22 protein-coding genes are annotated in these 22529 nt (G+C 33.8%); 7 read left to right on the top strand and 15 right to left on the bottom strand.

Annotation, left to right across the window (positions count from 1 at the left end):
• Positions 1-107 precede the first annotated feature (107 nt).
• The 5 genes from ACW9W4_RS03590 (at position 108) to ACW9W4_RS03610 (ending at position 8323) form a co-directional block, all read left to right on the top strand.
• Positions 108-2489, top strand: coding sequence for a thrombospondin type 3 repeat-containing protein (locus ACW9W4_RS03590; RefSeq protein ID WP_457761450.1), 2382 nt, complete (start codon positions 108-110; stop codon positions 2487-2489).
• A gap of 10 nt (positions 2490-2499) precedes the next feature.
• Positions 2500-4671, top strand: a complete 2172-nt coding sequence (locus ACW9W4_RS03595; protein WP_457761143.1) for a thrombospondin type 3 repeat-containing protein — start codon at positions 2500-2502, stop codon at positions 4669-4671.
• A gap of 82 nt (positions 4672-4753) precedes the next feature.
• The gene (locus tag ACW9W4_RS03600; protein WP_457761451.1) at positions 4754-6925 is read left to right on the top strand and encodes a thrombospondin type 3 repeat-containing protein; all 2172 of its coding nucleotides are present in this window, start codon (positions 4754-4756) and stop codon (positions 6923-6925) included.
• A gap of 57 nt (positions 6926-6982) precedes the next feature.
• Positions 6983-7945, top strand: coding sequence for a tRNA dihydrouridine synthase DusB (gene dusB / locus ACW9W4_RS03605; RefSeq protein ID WP_457761144.1), 963 nt, complete (start codon positions 6983-6985; stop codon positions 7943-7945).
• Positions 7946-8083: 138 nt separating this feature from the next.
• A complete protein-coding gene (locus ACW9W4_RS03610) occupies positions 8084-8323 on the top strand; it encodes an Lrp/AsnC family transcriptional regulator (RefSeq protein ID WP_179362489.1) in 240 nt (79 codons plus the stop codon).
• A gap of 165 nt (positions 8324-8488) precedes the next feature.
• Here the strand turns inward: ACW9W4_RS03610 and ACW9W4_RS03615 are convergent, their stop codons facing one another.
• Positions 8489-8830, bottom strand: coding sequence for a P-II family nitrogen regulator (locus ACW9W4_RS03615; protein ID WP_457761145.1), 342 nt, complete (start codon positions 8828-8830; stop codon positions 8489-8491).
• Between the two features lie 349 nt (positions 8831-9179).
• On the opposite strand from ACW9W4_RS03615, the gene ACW9W4_RS03620 reads away from it, so the two are divergent.
• Positions 9180-9875 (top strand): hypothetical protein, encoded by a 696-nt coding sequence (locus tag ACW9W4_RS03620; protein ID WP_457761146.1) that lies wholly within the window; start codon positions 9180-9182, stop codon positions 9873-9875.
• A gap of 1 nt (position 9876) precedes the next feature.
• On the opposite strand, the gene ACW9W4_RS03625 is transcribed toward ACW9W4_RS03620, so the two are convergent.
• The 14 genes from ACW9W4_RS03625 to ACW9W4_RS03690 all read right to left on the bottom strand — a co-directional run bounded on the left by ACW9W4_RS03625 (position 9877) and on the right by ACW9W4_RS03690 (position 21964).
• A complete protein-coding gene (locus tag ACW9W4_RS03625; protein ID WP_457761147.1) occupies positions 9877-10452 on the bottom strand; it encodes a hypothetical protein in 576 nt (191 codons plus the stop codon).
• Positions 10453-10523: 71 nt separating this feature from the next.
• A complete protein-coding gene (locus tag ACW9W4_RS03630) occupies positions 10524-10745 on the bottom strand; it encodes a hypothetical protein (RefSeq protein ID WP_457761148.1) in 222 nt (73 codons plus the stop codon).
• Between the two features lie 16 nt (positions 10746-10761).
• Positions 10762-11325, bottom strand: coding sequence for a TATA-box-binding protein (locus ACW9W4_RS03635; protein WP_457761149.1), 564 nt, complete (start codon positions 11323-11325; stop codon positions 10762-10764).
• 64 nt (positions 11326-11389) lie between these two features.
• Positions 11390-11845: an ASCH domain-containing protein gene (locus tag ACW9W4_RS03640; protein WP_457761150.1), complete on the bottom strand. Its 456-nt coding sequence runs from the start codon at positions 11843-11845 to the stop codon at positions 11390-11392.
• Between the two features lie 5 nt (positions 11846-11850).
• Positions 11851-13392, bottom strand: coding sequence for a pyridoxal-phosphate dependent enzyme (locus ACW9W4_RS03645; protein ID WP_457761452.1), 1542 nt, complete (start codon positions 13390-13392; stop codon positions 11851-11853).
• An 80-nt stretch (positions 13393-13472) separates the two neighbouring features.
• Positions 13473-15035: a VWA domain-containing protein gene (locus ACW9W4_RS03650; protein WP_457761151.1), complete on the bottom strand. Its 1563-nt coding sequence runs from the start codon at positions 15033-15035 to the stop codon at positions 13473-13475.
• The gene (locus tag ACW9W4_RS03655) at positions 15036-15830 is read right to left on the bottom strand and encodes an AAA family ATPase (protein WP_457761152.1); all 795 of its coding nucleotides are present in this window, start codon (positions 15828-15830) and stop codon (positions 15036-15038) included.
• Between the two features lie 40 nt (positions 15831-15870).
• Positions 15871-17328, bottom strand: a complete 1458-nt coding sequence (locus ACW9W4_RS03660) for an NAD(P)/FAD-dependent oxidoreductase (RefSeq protein ID WP_457761153.1) — start codon at positions 17326-17328, stop codon at positions 15871-15873.
• Positions 17329-17515: 187 nt separating this feature from the next.
• Positions 17516-17944, bottom strand: coding sequence for an RNA-binding domain-containing protein (locus ACW9W4_RS03665; RefSeq protein WP_457761154.1), 429 nt, complete (start codon positions 17942-17944; stop codon positions 17516-17518).
• Between the two features lie 27 nt (positions 17945-17971).
• Positions 17972-18583, bottom strand: coding sequence for a 30S ribosomal protein S3ae (locus ACW9W4_RS03670; RefSeq protein WP_457761155.1), 612 nt, complete (start codon positions 18581-18583; stop codon positions 17972-17974).
• 40 nt (positions 18584-18623) lie between these two features.
• The gene (gene serS, locus ACW9W4_RS03675; RefSeq protein ID WP_457761156.1) at positions 18624-19889 is read right to left on the bottom strand and encodes a serine--tRNA ligase; all 1266 of its coding nucleotides are present in this window, start codon (positions 19887-19889) and stop codon (positions 18624-18626) included.
• The gene (locus ACW9W4_RS03680; protein ID WP_457761157.1) at positions 19889-20131 is read right to left on the bottom strand and encodes a KEOPS complex subunit Pcc1; all 243 of its coding nucleotides are present in this window, start codon (positions 20129-20131) and stop codon (positions 19889-19891) included. Before ACW9W4_RS03680 ends, serS begins: the two co-directional genes overlap by 1 nt.
• Entirely contained in the window at positions 20094-21515 is a 1422-nt protein-coding gene (locus ACW9W4_RS03685) for a DHHA1 domain-containing protein (RefSeq protein ID WP_457761158.1), read from the bottom strand. Before ACW9W4_RS03685 ends, ACW9W4_RS03680 begins: the two co-directional genes overlap by 38 nt.
• Positions 21515-21964: a 30S ribosomal protein S15 gene (locus ACW9W4_RS03690; protein ID WP_457761159.1), complete on the bottom strand. Its 450-nt coding sequence runs from the start codon at positions 21962-21964 to the stop codon at positions 21515-21517. Before ACW9W4_RS03690 ends, ACW9W4_RS03685 begins: the two co-directional genes overlap by 1 nt.
• 124 nt (positions 21965-22088) lie before the next feature.
• Between ACW9W4_RS03690 and ACW9W4_RS03695 the strand changes: the two genes are divergently transcribed.
• Positions 22089-22421 (top strand): hypothetical protein, encoded by a 333-nt coding sequence (locus tag ACW9W4_RS03695; protein ID WP_179362471.1) that lies wholly within the window; start codon positions 22089-22091, stop codon positions 22419-22421.
• The last annotated feature ends 108 nt before the right edge of the window (positions 22422-22529 follow it).

Genomic DNA, 22529 nt, shown 5'->3' on the forward strand with positions numbered 1-22529 from the left:
CGATTCTAGAGTGAGGTTTAATAACTGGATCCTCGAGGTATTTTTAGGCTTTGAACAAAATACACTCGATATCTTTCTTACTGTTACTTGTAACCACATTGACTAGTATGCCGATTAACCCGGCTTTTGCTGCAGTTGATGACTTTGATAATGATGGAGTTGCTAATTCCGTTGATTTATGTCCTAATTTACGAGAAGATTATGAAGGTACAATAGACGGTTGCCCATCAAATTTTGTTCCATGGTATGATGAAGATTATGATGGAATAGAGGATCACCTTGATCAATGTCCAAACCTTAAAGAAAAGTACAATAAATTCCAAGATGAAGACGGTTGCCCTGATACACTTCCTGGTACAGGATCTGGTGGTGCAGCAGATTCAGATGGTGATGGCTTTATCGACTTGGTTGACTTGTGTCCAAATCAACCAGAAACTTTCAATGGAATTTTAGATAGAGACGGTTGCCCTGATAGTTATGGTTCTGGTGACAGAGATAGAGATGGAGTTCCAGATTATCTTGATCAATGTCCACTAAGCCCTGAAAATTATAATCGATTCCAAGATGAAGACGGTTGCCCTGATACTCTGAAAGATTCTTCTTTCATTGATACTGACAATGATGGTATTCAAGATAAAATTGATTTATGTCCACTAGAACCAGAAGTGTATAATGGTTATAGAGATACAGACGGTTGTCCTGATGTCGCACTAGATACTTCATTTACTGATAGAGACGGTGATGGAATTGCAGATAAATTTGATATTTGTCCTGATCATCCTGAAACTTTCAATAGATTTGCAGATTATGACGGTTGTCCAGATAGTATTCCATCATTTGATGGTACATTAAATGATGCTGATGGTGATAGAATTATGGATGCTAATGATGCTTGTCCATTAGAACCAGAACGATACAATGGTTATCAAGATGAAGACGGTTGTCCAGACATGCCTCCTTATACAAGTGATAATGATTCTGACGGTGATGGAATTCCAAATAGTATTGATCAATGTCCAAATGTAAAAGAAACTTACAACCAGTTCAAAGATGAAGACGGTTGTCCTGACTTTGTAACATCTGATAAAGGAATTCCAGATTCTGACGGTGATGGAATTAATGATTACTCTGATTTATGTCCAAATCAACCAGAAACTTACAATGGTATTTTTGATAGAGACGGTTGTCCTGATAATGACTCTTCATCTGATAGAGACGGTGATGGAATTCCAGATAATTTAGATGCATGTCCAACTGCAAAAGAAACTTACAATAATATCCAAGATGAAGACGGTTGTCCAGATGGTAAGGGTGGATTATTAGGATCAGATTATGATGGCGATGGAATTACTGATATTAATGATAAATGTCCACTAGAACCAGAAACCTTTAATGGTTATCAAGACCAAGACGGTTGTCCTGATATTTCTGTATTGGATTCTGACGGTGATGGTATTAGAGACACATTAGATCAATGCCCTTCAGAACCAGAAACTTGGAATCGTTATCAAGACCATGACGGCTGTCCAGACGATCCAATAGAATTAGACTCTGATCGTGATGGAATTCCAGATTCTGTAGATCAATGCCCACTTGTTAGAGAAAGATACAATGGTTTCCAAGATGAAGACGGTTGTCCAGACTATCCTGATTACATCACTTCATTAGATTCTGACTATGATGGAATTCCTGATAAATCTGATCAATGTCCTTTGGTTCCAGAAACTTACAATAAATTCCAAGATGAAGACGGTTGTCCTGATTATGTAGGGGATAACAAAGGAACTCCTGATTCTGATAATGATGGAATAAATGATTACGATGATCATTGTCCAAATCAACCAGAAACTTACAATGGAATTCTTGATAGAGACGGATGCCCTGATGATTATATTATAAAGAATGATAGAGACATGGATGGTATTCCAGATGGAATTGATGCATGTCCAACTGCAAAAGAAACTTGGAATAAATTCCAAGATGATGATGGTTGCCCTGATAATGTGACTAAATCATTTGTAGTAGATTCTGATAACGATGGAATTAATGATATTAAAGACAAATGTCCTTTGGTTGCTGAAAACTATAATGGTTTCCAAGATGAAGACGGTTGTCCAGATGTAGATGATACTCAGCCAGATTCAGACGGTGATGGTGTTCCAGATGTAATGGATATGTGTCCACAACAAGATGAAGTTTGGAACAGATATGTTGACTATGACGGTTGTCCTGATACTATTCCAATTTGGGATACAAAGATTGATACCGATGGAGATGGAATCCTTAACTCTATTGACTTGTGTCCAACTGATAAAGAAACTTGGAACAAATACCAAGATGAAGACGGTTGCCCTGACATTGCACCAGAACAATCTCGATACAAACATGATGCTGATTTAGATGGAATTATCAACGAGAATGATATGTGTCCTCTAGAACCTGAAGATTATGACAATGATAGAGATACTGATGGATGTCCAGACCCATAGGAGTATCTAGATGAAAAAACAATATCTTTTAGGATTCTTGCTTTTACTTACCTCAACTATTGGCATGATGCCATCTAGTGCATTTGCTGCTGATCCAATAGATACTGACGGTGACGGTGTACCAAATAATTTAGATCAATGTCCTCACCTTCTAGAAGATTATGATCCTCAATATGGTAACAACATAGACGGGTGTCCTGCAGACTTTGTTCCTTGGTATGATGCTGATTATGACGGTGTAGAAGATCATATTGATAATTGCCCTACTGTAAAAGAAACTTACAATAAATTCCAAGATGATGATGGTTGTCCTGATATATCACCTGTTAATCCAAAAGGAATTGCAGATACTGACGGTGATGGTTATCCTGATTTCATGGATTCCTGTCCAAATCAACCAGAAACTTTCAATGGAATTGACGATAAAGACGGCTGTCCAGATAATGCTTTGACTCAAAAGGATTCAGACCGTGATGGAATCTCTGATGGACTTGATGCATGTCCACTAGAACCTGAAAATTACAATAGATATCTAGATGAAGACGGTTGCCCTGATTTTGTAGATTCTGTTAAAGCACAATACCAATTCCCAGATACTGACGGTGATGGAATTGAAGATAGATGGGATTCATGTATCAATGAACCAGAAAATTATAATAATTATTTAGACTTTGATGGATGTCCTGATGTACCAGGTGTTACATCTTTGAAAGCACCAGATGCTGATTATGATGGAATCCCTGATGATGTAGATGAATGTCCATTTGAACGTGAAAATTATAATAAATTCCAAGATTCTGACGGTTGTCCTGATGAATTAAAATTAACATTTACAGGTGATATTGACGGTGACGGTATTCCTGATATTCTAGACTCTTGTCCATTTAGTCCTGAAACTTATAACAAATATCTCGATTCTGACGGTTGCCCTGATTATGTTGCAGATAACAAATTTGCATTTGATACTGACGGTGATAGAATTATTGATAATTTAGATCAATGTCCAAATCAACCCGAAACTTACAATGGTTTCCAAGATGCTGACGGTTGCCCTGATAAATATAATTCCGCTCTTGATTCTGATCAAGATGGTATCCCAAATGTTTTAGATGCATGTCCACTAGAACCTGAGAATTATAATAAATTCCAAGACTATGACGGTTGCCCTGATTCTGTAGATTCTGTTAAAGCACAATACCAATTCCCAGATACTGATGGTGATGGAATTGAAGATAGATGGGATTCATGTATTACTGAACCAGAAAATTATAATAATTATCTAGACTTTGATGGATGTCCTGATGTACCAGGAACAACTGCAGGTGATATGCTTGATGCTGATTATGATGGAATCCCTGATCATTTAGATCAATGTCCAACATTAGCTGAAAGATACAATGATTTCCAAGATGAAGACGGTTGCCCTGATAGTGTTGATTATAAAACCATTGGTGATTCAGACGGTGACGGTATCTATGATGATGTAGACCAATGTCCTCATGCAAAAGAAACTTACAATAAATTCCAAGACAAAGACGGTTGTCCTGATTACATTGCTGATAATAAAATGACTGCTGACACAGACGGTGACGGCATTCCTGATATCGTTGATTCATGTCCAAATCAACCCGAAACATTCAATGGTTTCCAAGACAAAGACGGTTGTCCTGATAAACTTGCATCAAACCTAGACACAGACGGTGACGGCATTCCTGATGTATTTGATGCATGTCCGCTAGAACCTGAAACTTATAACAAATATCTAGATTCTGACGGTTGTCCTGATTCTGTAGATTCTGTTAAAGCACAATACCAATTCCCAGATTCTGACGGTGATGGAATTGAAGACAGATGGGATTCATGTATCAATGAACCAGAAAATTATAATGATTATCTAGATTCTGACGGTTGTCCTGATGTCTTAGGTGCAGAATCAACAACTCCTACATATGCTGATTCTGACGGTGACGGTTATCCCGATGTAATTGATTCTTGTCCAACAAGCCCAGAAACATGGAACAAATATCTAGATTGGGATGGATGCCCTGATACTGCTCCAGAACAACAAAGATTTGTCCATGATGATGATCTAGATGGTATCATTAATGATGAAGATTTGTGTCCATTTGATCCAGAAGACTATGACGGCGACCGTGATTTAGACGGCTGTCCTGATCCATAGTCTCTTTACTAATTTCCGATTTTAGAAGAATCTATTTAACGTGAGACTTAATAAATACATGATAATAGCGGAGTCAGATAGAATGAAAAAACAATATCTTTTAGGATTTTTACTTTTACTTACATCCACAATTGGAATGCTGCCATCTAGTGCATTTGCTGCTACTCCAATAGATTCAGACGGTGACGGCGTTCCCAACAATCTAGATTTTTGTCCACATCTTCTAGAAGACTACGATCCTCAATATGGTAACAACATAGACGGTTGTCCTGCAGACTTTGTTCCTTGGTATGATACTGATTATGATGGAATTCAAGATCATATTGATGATTGCCCAACTGTAAGAGAAACTTACAATAAATTCCAAGATGAAGACGGTTGCCCTGATTCATCCCCTCAAGGTAAAAAAGGAATCACTGATTCTGACGGTGACGGTTACCCTGATTTCATGGATTCATGTCCAAATCAACCTGAAACATTCAATGGATTTGATGATAAAGACGGTTGTCCAGATAATGCTTCCAATTTAAGGGATAGTGATAGAGATGGAATCTCTGATGGGGTTGATGCATGTCCACTAGAACCTGAAACTTATAATTTCTATCAAGACCTAGACGGTTGTCCAGATAGCGTTGATACTGCTAATTCTGTTTATGTTTTTCCAGATACTGACGGTGATGGAATTGATGACAGATGGGATCAATGTCTAAACGAGCCAGAAAATTATAATGGATATTTGGATTGGGATGGATGCTCAGATACTCTTGGTGCAGATTCTAATGGATTGATTGATTCTGATTATGATAGCATTCTTGATTCTGTAGATGAATGTCCATTTGAACGTGAAAATTTTAATAAATTCCAAGATGAAGACGGTTGTCCTGATGAAATTAAACTTTCAATTTCTGGTGACTCTGACGGTGATGGAATTTTAAATCAATTTGATCTATGTCCTTATACAAAAGAAACTTACAATAAATTCCAAGATGAAGACGGTTGCCCAGATTTAATTACTGATGGTTCGAAAACATATGATACTGACGGTGATGGTATTGTTGACAATTTAGATCAATGTCCAAATCAACCAGAAACTTACAATGGTTTCAAAGACAGTGATGGTTGCCCTGACAAATTAGTATTTACAATAGATTCTGATCAAGATGGCATTCCAAATGTTTTAGATGCATGTCCACTAGAACCAGAAACTTATAATTTCTTCAAAGACGGTGACGGTTGCCCAGATTCATCTGACTCTATCGTCTCATCTTACATATTTCCGGATCTTGACGGTGATGGAATTGATGACAGATGGGATCAATGTCTAAACGAGCCAGAAAATTATAATGATTTCTTAGATACTGATGGTTGTCCAGACATTCCTGGATTTTCAAAATCTGCTTTACCAGATGCTGATTACGATGGAATTCCAGATGAATTTGATTTATGCCCTACATTTGCAGAAAAATACAATGGTTTCCAAGATGAAGACGGTTGTCCAGACACTATAGCATATGATTCCTATGGTGATGCTGATTTTGATGGTATTCCTGATAATGTAGATCAATGTCCTAATTCTAAAGAAACTTACAACAGGTATCTCGATGAAGACGGTTGCCCAGATCAAATTCATGATAACAAACGTACAGTAGATTCTGACGGTGACGGCATTCCTGATATTCTAGATTCTTGTCCTGCTCAACCAGAAACATTCAATGGTTTCCAAGACAAAGACGGTTGCCCTGACAAATTAGTATTTACAATAGATTCTGATCAGGACGGAATTGTTGATGTCTCTGATGCATGTCCACTAGAACCTGAAACTTATAATTTCTATCAAGATGAAGACGGTTGTCCAGACTCTATCATTAGTACAATACCCTCTTACATATTTGCAGATGCTGATGGAGATGGAATAGATGATAGAAAAGATGCATGTCCTGATGAACAAGAGAATTTTAATGGATATCTAGACTGGGACGGTTGTCCTGATGTATTGGCAGCAGATTCTACCACTCCTACAAGACCTGATTCAGACGGTGATGGATATTGGGATGCAATTGATTCTTGTCCAACAAGTCCAGAAACCTGGAATAAATACAATGATCATGACGGTTGTCCTGACACTGCTCCAGAACAACAAAGATTTGTCCACGACGATGATTTAGATGGTATCATCAATGATGAAGATCTATGTCCTCTTGATCCTGAAGATTATGATGGTGACCGTGATTTAGACGGTTGCCCAGATAATTAATAGAATTTTTTGGTATCTTTTTGAATGATAAATATATTCAGTTTGTAAAGTTAGAATATGCTTCCAAAATTTTCTAGTAGGGCATTTTTAGCACCTATGGCAGGTGTAAGTGATCCTGCACTTCGTTTACAATGTAAAAAAATGGGTGCTGGATTAGTTGTAACAGAATTTACAAATATTCATAGTATTATTGCTAAAGAAAGTCAACTCAAAGAAAGAATGCAAACAATTCAAGAATTCATTGAATATTCTGATGATGAGCGCCCGCTTTCAATTCAACTTTTTGGTTCTAATCTTCCTGCGTTAGAGAAAGCTGCAAAGATTGTAGAGCCATATTTTGACATCATTGATTATAACATGGGTTGTCCAGCTCCCCATATTACGCAACAAATGGCAGGTGGTGCATTGTTACAAGAAGTCAATCTAACCCAACAAATTTTTAGCACTCTTGTGAATGCTGTTAAAAAACCTGTAACTTTAAAAATTCGTTCTGGAGTTACAGATGCAAGTAAATTTCTCTTTAGAGATATAGCAGAAATTGCTGAAGATGAAGGCATTGAAATGATTACATTGCATCCTAGAACTGTCAGTCAAGGATATTCTGGAATTGCTGATTGGGATTTAATCAAAGAATTAAAAGAAATTTCTAGTATTCCAATTGTTGGAAATGGTGATATTACTACTCCTGAGGATGCTAAAACTATGATTGATCATACGAACTGTGATTATGTAATGATTGGTAGAGGTGCAATGGGTAATCCGTTTTTGTTTGAACAAATAAATGATTATCTAAAAACTAACTCTTACAATGAATATTCATTCAAAGATAGATTAGATTCTTTTTTTGATTATTTACACATTACAAATCAATACAAGATAAAATTTGCAAACATCAAGGGTCAGGCCATGAGATTTACTAAAGGGATGAAAGGCGGTTCAAAATTACGCTCCAAAATCACTCTTTCAAAAAATATTGAAGAATTAGAAAAAATTATGAAAGATGCATATTCTTTATCTTAAAAATATTTTAAATTAAATAAAATCTCTTTACATTTGTTTATCATATGATTCAATTTTAATTGAATTTTTAAGTAAAATGGACTATTCTTATATATTTCAAGAGTGTATTTTGTGTATGAAAATAGGAATTGAATTTTAATGGCAACAGCTTATGTCCTCATAAACTGTGAGCTAGGTTCTGAAGAATCTGTTATTTCAGAACTAAAGTCTATTGAAGGTGTTGTTGAAGTACATGGTACCTTTGGTGCATATGATATTTTGGCTAAAGTAGAATCAAGCCAAGTCGAAGCACTGAGAGAGACTATCACATGGAAAATTAGGAAAATCCCAAAAATTAGATCAACACTAACGTTAATGGGAATTGAAGGTCAACAATAATCTTCAAAATCCTTCGCTTTTATACTAAAATTGTAATGCTATACCATCCCTTCAAAAAACATGTCCCCCAAAGGGATACCACCCTGAGAGGTTTATTCACCATTCCTCTCAGCAGTTTAATTTACATTAATTCTAATATTTTATAATTTCAATAAAAGAAAATGATTAGAGGGCTTCAGAACCACTCTTTTTAGATGCGATATTCAGAACGCTATCGACATTGGATACGGCAATAATTCCATCTCCGCCTTTGCCTGTAAAAGCTGCATCAGCAATTGCTGTGGAAACTTTCTCTACGTCTGAGTCATCTACTATTGTAGTAACATATGCAACATGGTTGTATTCTGCAGTAACAGTACCAGTCCCTCTACCAGATCTCATTTCTTGTCTGGCTCCAGAACCTCTACCTTTACCTTCTAGAACGGTGTATCCTCCAACAATATCATTTATTGCTTCAGTTACTGCCCCAACCTTGGTTGATTGAACAGTTGCCTCAATTCGTTTCATTTCCATTCTTTTTTTCGTATTGTTTAAAAAAGATCATATGTTTTTATTCAAATTTTATGATACTATGGCTCTAGTTGGTTATGTCATAATCCTCTGACCTTTTTAGTATCTGAGAAAAATAAAATTATGAAAAGTGATGAAAAAAGGTCTCATAGGCTCAATTATCTCTTGAAGTGTTATCTGTTAAATCCTAAAGAAATTGATCTTTATCAAAGAGCAAAGCAAATGGGGGTTACTGATTCAACTGCTAAGGATTACATTAGAACAGTCATAATACAAGCCCAAAAAATCTATGCAAAATAGCTTTCTGACATATATTCATAAATAATCAATTTGAGAGAAAATACACATGACAGATCCATTGTTGGATGATGTAAAAGCTCTTTTGGATAAGGATTTTGGGGATGACAGAATTCTCAAGCAAATTTGTAGAGCGTGTGAAAATAATGAAGTTATCAGTAATTATGAAAGAAATTATGTCCGACAATTAGCTGAAAAACATCTAGGAAGAAAACCTGAATTTACTCCAACTCCTTCAGTTACAGAAAAACCATCAGTTCCTGATGTGATTATGCCTAAAATTCAATCTATTCAACAAACTCAATCATTCCAAACTCAAGTCCCAAGAATATCATATTCAAAATCAAAAAATAAAAAAATTATGTTTGGTATTGGTGGACTAGCTTTAGTAATAATTATTGCAGCAGCAGTTTCTCTTAATGGTCTTCCAACTGGAACTTCAATTAACACTTCATCTGATAATACATCAATTTCACAACCAATTCAAACTGATTTAAAATCCTACAACAAAAAGGATTTAATTTCAATTAGTGGAGTGTCTACTTCTAAAGGAACTGTGAATCTTTCAATAAAGAATCAAAATAATGAAATTGTGTGGGCAGAACAAATATCATTAAAAAGTGATGGAAGATTTTCAACTTTAGCTATTGCAGGAGGTTCAGGATGGGAAAAATCTGGCACTTATACAATTACAGTAGATGATGGTAAAGAAATAAAATCAAACACATTTTCATTTACTGCATAATTTATTCAAATTCTTTCCAATGTGAGTCTACTAAATCTCGTAACTTTTCTACACTTATTTCATTCATATATTCACGATAAACAATGAATTTGTTTTGTTTACCTACATCGTTGTCATAGATGTCTGTAGTGTTTTTGGGTATTGCACCTGATTTCCATTGATTCATTTCAAAAATCCATATTGTTGAATCTGGATTAGAAAAATCAATATCATCACATCCGACAACGTATAGATAACATTTTGTTGCCATGTTTAATTTTTCATGTAACTTTTCATAAGCTATCATCTGTCCTTTTGCTATGTTGATTTTATCATTATGAAATCCCTTAAATTCCAAAATGATGAATCCTCCTCTATGTTCAATTAACCAATCAATATCTGTGCCTCCTGAGGCTATCATTCCATGAACAATAAGATCCCCTAGAACTTCTCTTCCTCGCGTAAACTCTGACTCATCAAAAATCTGGTATTTTGCTTTTGGACTTTTACGATTCATTTGTTTGGATATTTGTTGAGTTTGGATTGGATTTTCTTTTTCATATAACGTATCAATTAAATCCCTTGCTTCATCAGACACTATTTCTAAATTTTTTAACTAAATGATAAGAGATTGTGTAAACTTTAGTAAAGTTTTATGATTTTTCTAATCTATCTACAGAAATATTCATTCCCTGTTCCTTTGTAAAGAACAAAATATTCATCCTGAATTTTTCGATCTTTTTTTGCATTAAGAGCATCCTGATACATTTCAAAATGTTCTACTAAATACAATTGATTACCAGGCTCTGCAAAATAATCAATCCCAACTAAATCAAAACCTCTTTCAGGAGTTAATTTAATTTTTTCATCCTCAAAAATGTCTTTAGTCAACTTAACAAATTAAAAATTATTCATCATAAATCATTAGAGACTTTTCTTCTAATAATGCATGTACATTGTGAACTGAACGATAAACATCTGATTCATTTTTTGCCCCAGTACACACTAGTTTTCCTGATGCAAATAACAATAATACTGTTTTTGGATCTACCATTCTATGAATAAGTCCTGGAAATTGTTCGGGCTCATACATGCTTCTAGGTAATGTTCGAGCAGCTTTTTCTAAATGAATTTTTCCACCCAGATTTATTGATGCGACTATATTTTGAACTGTAATAACTGCATCTTTTTTTATTTTAACTTTACCTTTTCTTAGTTGTTGAACAACTGTGTTAACAGCTTTAATTGCCATCTCTTCTGATTTTGCTCCAGTACATACCATTTTTCCAGTTCGAAAAATTAGAGTTGCAGTTTTGGGTTTTGTTAATCTAAACACAAGTCCTGGAAATTGTTCTGGATGATATTCAGTATCTGGGAATTTTTTAGTAATTTCAATAAGATCAATCTTTTGGTCTACTGATGCTGATGCCACAACATTTTCAACACTAACAATAGGTTTGGTTTGAGGCATAACGAGGGACTTTATATATGGCCTTTATATATACTAGTCAAATTTTTTATTGATTTTTAATTTTCTAATGATGTCCAATCCATTGATAACGATATTCTTCATCTATGATGTCTGATACAATTTCTTTATTTTTGATTTTTGTTTTTGGAATATTTACATCAAAGATTCCTAATTGACCTTTCCATGGAATTGGAATTCGTAATGGTTTAGCATTTTTTAACATAAAACCAAATATTTTAGTTTGAAATTTTTTTGATGCAAAATGATATTTCTGATCTAATTTGATTTCTTTTAATGAATCATATCTTTTAACATCGTATAACTGTGCTTTGCCAATGATTGCACCTGTGATGAATTTTTTATTAATTTTTAATCTTTTAGAATCTTCTGTCCTAATTTTTAGTGGAGAATGAATTAACAATTCTCCACGAAATTCTGTATTCCAATTTCTTAATTCAATAGTTTTTTTTCCTGAAATAATTAAATCAGCAAATGGTTGTGAAACTGAAAGACATTTCAAATCTATTATTCGGTAGCTGCTTTGATATATTGACCTGGGTTTTTACCTTGCCCTTCTGGCAAATTTGTTATACCTCCATTCAAACTTTCAGTTACTATGCCCTTACTTGCAAGTACTTGAGCAGTCATTAATGATGTATTTCCAGCCATACAAATTAACAATGATTTACCTTTAGAACCGTCTAGATCTTTACTTAATTCTTCAGGAATTTGTTGTGTAGATAACAATTGATTAATTGTACTGGCTTTGGGTATTATAATTTTCTCTTTATCTATTCCTAAAGATTTAGCAATCATTTCAATCCCTTCTTCTTTTGGAGTATATGATGTATGTACCCATATTATTTTATCATATTCTTGTACACTTGCTGATGCTTCATCTAATGAGACTTGCATACGCTGATTATTTGACATTGCTTCTAGATTTTTCCTATACTTTTCAATACCGTCTGCAACTACAACTACAAATTTACCTTTATCTCCATTACTGAGCATTTCTAAAACCGAATATAGGGCCAACGCAGTACTTTCACCAATATTGTGACCTTTCTCAACAAAGAATTTGAGTAAGTGTTTTGCCTGTCCAAAATCAACTTCGTGTTGAGCAGCATATGCCTCTGGATTATACAATTTTAATCCGTCTGCCTTTGCTTTTGTTCTAATTCCTGCTACATCTTGACCTGGAATTGGGAATACTACGTGAATTGCCTTTTTACCATATTTTTCATCCATGTATTTACTTAATCCTCCAGATGTACCACCTGTTCCAAAAGAACACACAATTCTATAATCTTCTAATGAATCTCCATTTTCATGTAATTGCTGATCAATTTCTACTGCTGTAATTGTTCTATGAGCTTGAATGTTTAATTCGTTATCATATTGTTCTGGACAAAAACATCCATACATTTTAGAAAGTAATTTTGCAAGATTGATAATATCTTGTGCAGCTAATAGTGTTTCAACTTCAGAAATTGATTTATCGTAAATTATAGGATCAAAACCCAATTCGGCTAATTGAGAACGAATATTTGCTGCCGTTGCTTTTGCTTTTAATGCATCAGCATCACTATCTTTCATTCCAGGAGCGGGACAAATATCCATATCCAAATCCATTATCCGAATATTTTCATCTCTTAATTCCTTAAAGACTCCTTCTTGTAATTTCCTTGAAACAAGTGATACAACAGTCAATCCAAGTTTTGACATTTGTCCAAGAGCAATTCCAAAATTACCTGATGTTGCTTCAATAATTGTTTGATTACTTTTCAACTTCCCAGTTTTAATTGCATCATGCATAATGTGAATTGCGGGTCTAATTTTGATTGAACCTGATACTAAGTTTGCATCAAATTTTCCATACACTTTCAAGTCTAAATCTGAAATGTCTAGTTTGTAGAGATTTTTTGCACATTCCTTAAAATCAGTTGTAAGGTCAATTAACGGCGTTGCGTTCACAACTTTTTCTCCTTCTAAGTGCGGAATTTTACTCCAAATCTCTTGCTCAAATTTTTCCAGTAGAGGTTTATCATAATCAGTTTCTGACATATTTTCTCTAGGTGCAGTCAATTTTTTGCTCATATAAAATATCTGATATTATTTGAAATTGATTCATTTTTGATTTTACTTCATACATCTAAAATACCGATAACTTTGTTTGGAATATCTTTTAGTCTACTAACTGCCATGGTTTTTTCATATCCTAAATGCCTAAGATTATTTGCTATGGTGGTGGCTCTAACTGTATTTGTGCCCAATCCTAAAGCCACCATGCTAATTCCTAAATTTTTGAAAGATTTAGTCATATTTCTTACTGCATCAGGATCTGAAGGTTCCCCATCAGTTAATGTCAAAAAAATATCTGGCCTCTTTGATTGTAAAATTGGAAACATTTTATCATAAACTTCAGCTAATGGCGTTGAACCGTTAGCAACAATTTGTGTTAATCTTTTTGCAGTGATACTATTCCATTTTACATTTTCTGGTTTAATTGACCAACAAACCATTGATCTATTTTCAGTGCTAAAAGCATAAACTGCAAATTTCACTTTAAGAAAAGATAATACTTCACATAATGCTAGAGTTGCTTTTTTATATTCAATTGCATCTGATGCAATACTGGATGAATGATCTAATAGAATAACAATTTTTGTTTTAATTGATTTTTTAACATCTGTAAAAAATGGCTCATTACCTTCAATGTAATTCTCCTCATCAAATTCATCTCCTGAACTGAGATGTTGTTCTTTCCAACCCATTTTCCATTCTTTGAATTTTGTTTTTAATCCATTAATCAAACTCATATCATAGATTGTTGTTTCGTCTACATTTCTTATTGATGGAGTTTGAATTCCTATTATTTCAGTTGCTAATCCTTTATTTTCTGTTTTTTTATTTTCATCTAATAGTACTTTGTATTCATCATAAACATCATCTCCTCTAATTACGGATTTTGGATCAATTGTGCCCAATTCACCTTCTTTATTTTTAGAAATTATTTTGAGTACTTTTAGCAATTCTTCTTCTGATAATGCCATTCCAGCTTTCATAAAAGGCAAAGAAATTGGAATGGTTAGAAGAGAATCAATATCTAATATTTTTATTATTTCAGTGATATTTTTTTCAATCCAATCGGTATCATGTTTTTTTTCAATTGCTTGATCAACAATTGATTTGGCAAAAATTACTGCTTTTTTTATTTTTTCAAAGTCACTTGGTTGAATTTCACCTTTCAATGCCCCAAACATGAAATATTGATAAAATGCCTCTATAATCCTCGCTTTCCCATATACTGTGTGTAATTGTGGTCTTGCTACAAGCATATACGTATAATTGAAAATGATTTCTTCATCCATACCCCTCCAAATCTTTCTTCCCAATTTTTCAATTCTTTGAGCCTCCATTGAATTGAGAATAAATCCAAATGCATGATCATCACTGAGAATTTTTTTGCAATATTTTATTCTCATGGCCTCATACCATAATGATGTTCTAAATTGACGATATTTTTGAAAATCATTCCCAATTCGTTTTTCCATTGGAGTTAAGATTACTTTGTTTTCTTTTAGACGTGTTTTTGTTTCTGTTTTATCTGAAATTTCTACAATTATGTTTTCATTTTCAGACCATCTTCTAACAAGAAAAGTTGCTATTTCAACTAAAGAATCATTTTGTAATTGAATTGCTTGCATTTAGTTTCCAAACATTGAAGTTATGATGTCACTTACTTTTTGATATTCTATATCGCCCCATTGTGTATAGACATTTCCAAAAACAATCTTAGCTACTTCTTTTGCTGCCATACCTTTATCTAATAATTTAGCAAAAGCAATTGTTTCTCTTAAGCTTGGTGAATAAAATAATTCTTCAACTGCAGCCGCCTGTCTTAATGTATTTGCTAGTTTAACTGCTTGAATTATCTCTGATTCGTGATTTCCTGAAACGTATTTTTTTATAATTTCTAATTCTATATTCTCAGGTGGATATTCTAATCTAATTCTTACTGGAAATCTACTAAGTAATTGTGGTGGCAATTCTTTTGTTCCACTATGTGTTAATGGATTAATTGTTGCAACTACAAACCAATTTTCTTTTGCCTTGATTACTTCACCTGTAGATTCTTTTAAGACAATTTGACGTCTGTCATCTAATGCTTCATCTAACCTAAGTAAAACATCTGCTTCTGCTGAATTGATTTCATCTAGGTATAGTATATCTCCACTTTTCATTGATTTGATTAACAGACCTTCGTCAAAACTAACTGTTCCATCTGTTAGTGTTTTAGTACCCACCAAATGACTTTCTCTAGTTCTTAAACTAAAATTGATGGAATCTAAATTGATGTTTTTATTTTTGGCAAAATCCCTTACCAGTGATGTCTTTCCCGTTCCTTTTGGACCAATTATGAGCACAAAAAGACCTGCCTCAAATGCTTTGTTTAGAATTTGAATTGAATTATTCCAGTCTAGATATTGAGTTTCTACCAAAGTATGTTTTCAATGAATTCTACAATATTTAATATTAGATCTAAGAATCAAATGATTCTATTTTTGTAAATGCTTCTTGTAGTCTTTGATGTAGCGTTTTATTCCATTCATCAAATCCTGATGGATCTTTTGGATAATTATTATAATGTTCAACTAACCATTGATTTTCTTTAGAAGTATATCTGAGTCCATCTGCAACTGTTTTATTCATTGCACCTCTAATTATCATTCCAATCTTACCTAATCCTGAAAAGTCTGGATGTTCTCCTTTACTAATTGATTCAGCATCAAGTTTTCCCAAAAAGTGTTTCATTCCATAACTAATTTGTTCATTAGACATTTGTTGAATTAATCGTCTAAAGAGTTCAAGACCTGCAGTTTTGTATCCGTATTCTTTGATGTAATCTAAATTGTATTGCCATAAACCTGCTTCAGAAACATCATTTGCTTCTAATGCTTGGGCCACATTGTTTCCTAAAATTGTACCTGCAATTAAAGCGGGCCCAATACCACCCGCATCAATTGGTTTTGGCATCCATGCTGAATCTCCTACCATCACGTATCCTCCTGAAACCATACAATCGTTTTGTCTTCTAACTGAAACTTGGAACACTCCTGAATTATTGTTAATATCTTGAGGTTCTTCTGATAACTTTGCATTTTTAATTGCAGTATTTCTGTAAAGGTATTCTTTCATTAATGATTCAACATTATCTTTTTTCCCTAATCGTTTGTTTCTTTTATCTAGTAGGGATTTTTCAACTCCTAAACCAATGTTAACTTTAGTATCTCCTTTTGGAAAAACCCATCCATATCCACCAGGAGCAATGTCTTGATCTAAATGAATAATACAATAATCTGGATCAAATTCAGTAAGATCGTTTTGACCTTTTTCAAAATGCATGATATATCTTCCAGTTGATTCTAAATCACGTCTATCGATTCTTTTTTCTACTTTGGTAGAGTTCTGAAGACCATTTCTAAGCATAGATGTGACTCCTGTTGCATCAATTACAATCTTTGATGTTTTTTTGAATGGCTGTTTTGTTTTGTTATCCACTCCTTGAATTCCAACTGCTTGTTGTCCTTCGTAAATTAAACCTGTAACATTAATTTCATATTCAAATTCAATTCCCATTTTTTTACATCTTTCATTTTGAATTTCTGGTAATTTTTGACGATTTAGCATAAACCCATCACCGTCAAAAGGAATTGAAGTTTCTTTATCTGGGGAGAATGCCATTACTCCTTTTACATCATGTTCAATTTCTGGTTTGGTCCATTCAACTTTGATTCTCTCTGTCATAAAATCAACTGCTTCTTTGGAGCATGCATCTCCACATACCCATCCAGCTAGTGATTTTCGACCTGGTACAAATTCTGTATTCCTATCAACAATTAAGATTTTCAAATTTTGTTTTGAATAGTGAGAAACAGCTTGTGCTGTAATTGTACCTGCAAGACCTCCACCTGCGATTATAACATCATAATCTGCCAACGATATTGGGGTTTGTCTATCGGTATTTAAAATAATACCATCAAATAGTATGTAAAATCAATAACTCAAAATTATTGATCGATAAAAGGGGTCGGTTCGTCGCGGCGTCTTCAAAGCTTTCGCTCAGACTGGAGCGGCTAATATTTCCTCATTCCCAAATTGTATGGTTGTTTTATTCCTATTTAATCTAGTTGGCATTGTGAAAAATTCCTGTAAATATTTTGACAGTGTCTTTTCTGTTGTAAATTGGTGTGTGGATTTTTAATTTTATTGTCTCTTTTTCACTAATCATTAGATTGCCTTTGATCAATTCTTGTTTATCTAGTCTCATGTGGAACCTAGAATCTTCTGTTCTTTCTTCAATTTCTTCAGTTAAGTCATTGATTTGTTCATCTGTTAATCGTTCAAGCATTTTACTCATCAAATTTTGAGCCTGTTTTTTTACAATTTTTGCCTTTAACATGATGATTGGATTTTCATAATGTCCTTCTGTTTCTTCAATTGTAAAACACTCTTCTTTGAGATTCAAAACATCTTCAAAAGATTGAAAAATTTTTGAAATATCTTCTGTTGCATGAACAATTACATCGATTGTAATTTCAATCTTATCTACCATGATATTGTAAAAGAATAACTTTGTTGGTTATGCTTCTAGTAATTTTGTTTCTTTGTCTGCAGTTCTGATGAGTTTTACTTTCTCAAGACCTACATGTCTTACTCTGATTACTCTCTTGAATGCTGCCATAATGTCTGAATTAATTTTACTGTAACATGTTGCTTGAACAAATTGATCAATTGTCATTTCTGGAATTGTTTTGTTAATTACTTCTTGAGCAATTAATCTTAGAGCATGTTGTCTGGATGTGTTTAATGTTCTATGTGTTAGAGCCAATAATTTGATTCTAAAGACATAGCCATCTTTTGTTTTAATATCAATACTGTAATTAATTTTTGATGATCCTCTTCTTACTAAACTACGCAAAAATTCTTTTGAATATTCATATCTCTTGAAAATTGTTGTAGCTTTGTCTCCATCAATCTTGTGAATTTGGAAATAGATTTTGTATTGATGTTGTGAAGGATCTCCTTTTAGAATATCATATAGTGTCACTTCGATAACTCTACCTACTGCATTTTCGTCATCTGTAATTGGAACATATGCGATTGGGACATTGTTAAATGAATCTGGTGCATATACTGTAACCCAGCGTTTTTCTCGCCACTTGTCCTTTACTCGACCTTTTCTACGTGCCAATTATTAACGACCTTTGAACCCAAAATATAAGGGTATATCACTAGATCTCTTTCTGATTTCCCATGTAACTCTGTAAAACACTAGGGATTCTAATGTGGCCATCTTTGGTTTGGAAATTCTCCATTATTGATACTAAAACTCTGGTTGTAGCTATCAAAGTACTGTTTAGAGTATGCACGTACTGTGTATCTTCATTTGTCTTATCTCTAAATCTAATCTTCAATCTCCTTGCTTGATAATCTAAACAGTTTGAACATGAAACAATTTCTCTGTATGCGTTTTGTCCTGCCATCCAAGCCTCAATATCATATGTCTTTGCAGAAACCTTTCCCATATCTCCTGATGATAGTAACATTACTCTATGAGGAATTTCCAAGTTTTGATAAAATTCTTCAGCCACTGCTAACATTTTTTCATGTTCTTTCCAAGAATCTTCAGGTCGTGAAAATACGAATTGTTCTATTTTATCAAATTGGTGAACTCTGAAAATTCCTTTCTGATCTCTTCCATGAGCTCCTGCTTCTTTTCTAAAACATGGGCTAACTCCTGCATATCTTAATGGTAATTCTTTTCCTTCCAGAATTTCTTTTGCTCTCATAGCGGCCATAGCGTGTTCGGATGTTCCTATAAGATATAGATCCTCATCTTCAACTTTGTAGATTACTTCTTCAAAATCATCAGCAATTACAGCTCCTTCCATAGATTCTCGATTAATCATGTATGGGGGTTGAACAAGTGAATACTCTTTTTTTGCCAGAAAATCTAATCCATAGTGGATTAATGATTGATTTAATCTAACAAGATCATTTTTCAAATAATAAAATCTAGCTCCTGCTACTTTGGCAGCTCTTTCTAGGTCTACCAAATCTAAATTCTCAGAGATATCGATATGGTCATTTATTTTAAAATCAAAACTTGGAATTTCTCCCCACTTTTTGATTTCTTTATTTGCATTCTCATCTGCTCCAATAGGAACTGATTCATGAATGAGATTTGGAATGGTTAATGCTAATTTAGAATATGTATTTTCAATTGTTTCCTGACCTGTTTCTAATTTTGTAAGATCAGCTGAAACTTGAACCATTTCATTTAAAATTTGAGTTGTATTTTCTCCTGCTTTTTTCTTTTGAGCAATTTGAATACCTATCTCATTTTTCTTTTTTCTTAACTCATCTGTTTTGATAATAAATTCACGTCTTTTTTGATCAGATTCTATTAGTGTATCTAAATCAAAATCAACAGCTCTTGCTTTAAGCATCTCTCGAATTACTTGTGGTTTCTCTTTGATTAGTTTAGGATCTAACATTATTCGATCACCTTTAGAGCAACTTGGATATGTTCCATAACTTCATCGACTGTACTTGTAAGCTGTTTCATGTTCTTCTTACTTTCAAAATTAAAAACTAGTTTGTTATCAATATTTTCAACATAAAGACTCAATCCTTCTGGAAAATCTACATTGTCTGGTTCTAAGGCTTTTTTCACAGCTTCAGCTTTTTCTTTTGATATATTATTGAGAATTACTTGAACTTGGCACGTTAACGACATTTACTTCTAAATAGTTAAGAAATTCATCCAATTTGTCTTTAGTTATTTTGGCTCCTGCAGCAGCATTATGACCTCCTCCAATACCGTCAAATCTTTCAGCTCCATTTCTCATAATTTCACTAAGATTGATGTCTGATGTACATCCAAAAGATTTCCTTGATGAGAACTTTATTGTATTCTCTTCTCCTTTGGTTCTCAATATTACAATTTTTCCAGAGTTTTTAGGTGATCCTGCAATTAATGATGAAATAGTTCCCGTCATTGTTTCTGGAACTATGTCTTCGCCATTGACCATTACACATGTCTCACTTTCTGAAATTCTCCATCTTTCATTTGATAAAATATTCATATATTCTCTGATCATTTTTCTATAATCTGTTAGGATGGTTTCAGCTTCTCGTAGGATTTTATTCCTATCTCCCATACATACTGCCATTCCAACTCCTGAGCGATTAATTCTGCCACAAGAGTTTAACATTGTTGAAAATTCTCGTCCATCTCTTAGGAAACTTCTGTTGTCTTCTCTTGGAAATGTATAGGTATATCCGATTAATTCTGACATTATTTCAGTCGTATTTTTTCCAGATGCAAATTTTGTAATTGATTCTATGACTTGTCTTTTTTCTTCCTCATTAAGATCTGCTGGCACTCTCCATCTACCTTCTTCCTTGAGATTAACTCCTGATGATTTTAGTAGTGAAAAACATGCTTCTCTGTTCCAGGTTAATCCTTCAATGAATGGTTGAGATGTAAATGCCAAAGAATCTGCAAGAGGTCTTGTTTCTCTTCCAACTAGCAACAAGTCTAAATCTATATCTACTAAACCCAGTTCTTTGGCGGTATTTGCAATTTCAAAATTTTTACCTGTAAATGATTTTCTTTCTCCTTGGTCTTGTCTGTCTCCCAAAGCAGAAACAATAGCAATTGCAGACAAATCTGAATTTCTTTCATCTAGTGCTTCCGAGGCTAGATATGCCATTCCTCCAGCACAAATATCAGATCCTCCATCAATTCCATATTTCCAAGAATTTATGACATTTTGATTATCTAATTCCTCATCTGGAATTTGGTGATGATCTAAAACAATCCAATTATCTCCTAATGTTTTGTCTAATTCATTTGCAAAACCTCCTCCAAGATCAGTAACTATATGAAAATCTCTAGAATCTGTTTTGAATGACTCTAGAACATTTTTACTAAATTCCTTTGATGTTCTAACTGTACAATTGGCTCCTGCTCTGATTAGGGCTTTAGTGATTATACTTCCTGATGTTAATCCATCACAATCAATATGTGTTGTAACAGAAATTGATTTTTTTGATTTTATACAATCTAAAATTTTATCTTTGAAAAATGACAGTGATTCATCTAGTGATTTTGTCATTACTCTAGTTGAGCAACCACGGATTTATACTTCCATGTTTTATCAATTCTTCCAATTCTTTTGTAGTAGACTGATAGTCTGTGAACTTTGGCTTCAATTAATTCCAAAGATCTTACGTTTCTGTTATCTCCTTTGTTTGCTTTGAGGTGTTTTTGAAGACCTACTGCTTTTGTAACAATATTTCCTAAATCTTCAGGCATCTCTGCTTTCAAATCATTTTCCTCTAAAATCTGACCCATACTTTTTTTGGTAATTGATTTGATTAGAGGAATGGCATGTTGATCTCTTAATTTAATTCCAATTTGACTTGGAGTCAAACCATCTTTAGAATATTTAATTACTAATTCTTCAATTTCTTCAGGACTCAGTGTAATCCAAGAAGGTGCACGAAGTACAGCAGGTCTGATGGAGTGTGATTTCCCATGTCTGTGTGTATGCATTCGTCCCATGATTTGGCTCAATATAGAACAGAATTAAACGTTACTTATACTGATCTCGTACATTATATCGAAATTTGATGTTCAGAATAAAAGTTAAATATCTCTCGTCCGCCAAAACGAGCAGGTAAATCGTATGAATACAAAAATACTCTTAGCAGCATCCTTAATCGCTGTATTCACTATAGGACTCTATGCAGAAAGTGCAGTAGCATTTGCACAGTACATGGGTAATGTCGGTAGTGAAGGACAAACCGGATCATACACATTAGAAGAAGCACTTGAGATTCAAACAAGAAGAATCGCAGCAGCAGAAGCTAACCCAGCATCTGGCTCAGGAACTCCATATCTTGATGCAGGTGGTGTAGTTGGTGCAGCAGTTATTGCAGGTGCAGTATTCGGTGGTATTGCAGGAGCCTTCTTCTTAAGAGGAAGATCAGGCAAATACGCAGCAATGGGCAGAGGATAAACAAACCTCACATTTCTCTTATTTTATTATCTTTTCTTAGTGTAAACTGAGTTTGTTCATTTTCTTTCTTGATGAATACTGATCTCGTACTTTCTGAAAATAAAAGAA

The sequence above is a fragment of the Candidatus Nitrosopumilus sp. bin_7KS genome (assembly GCF_054095835.1).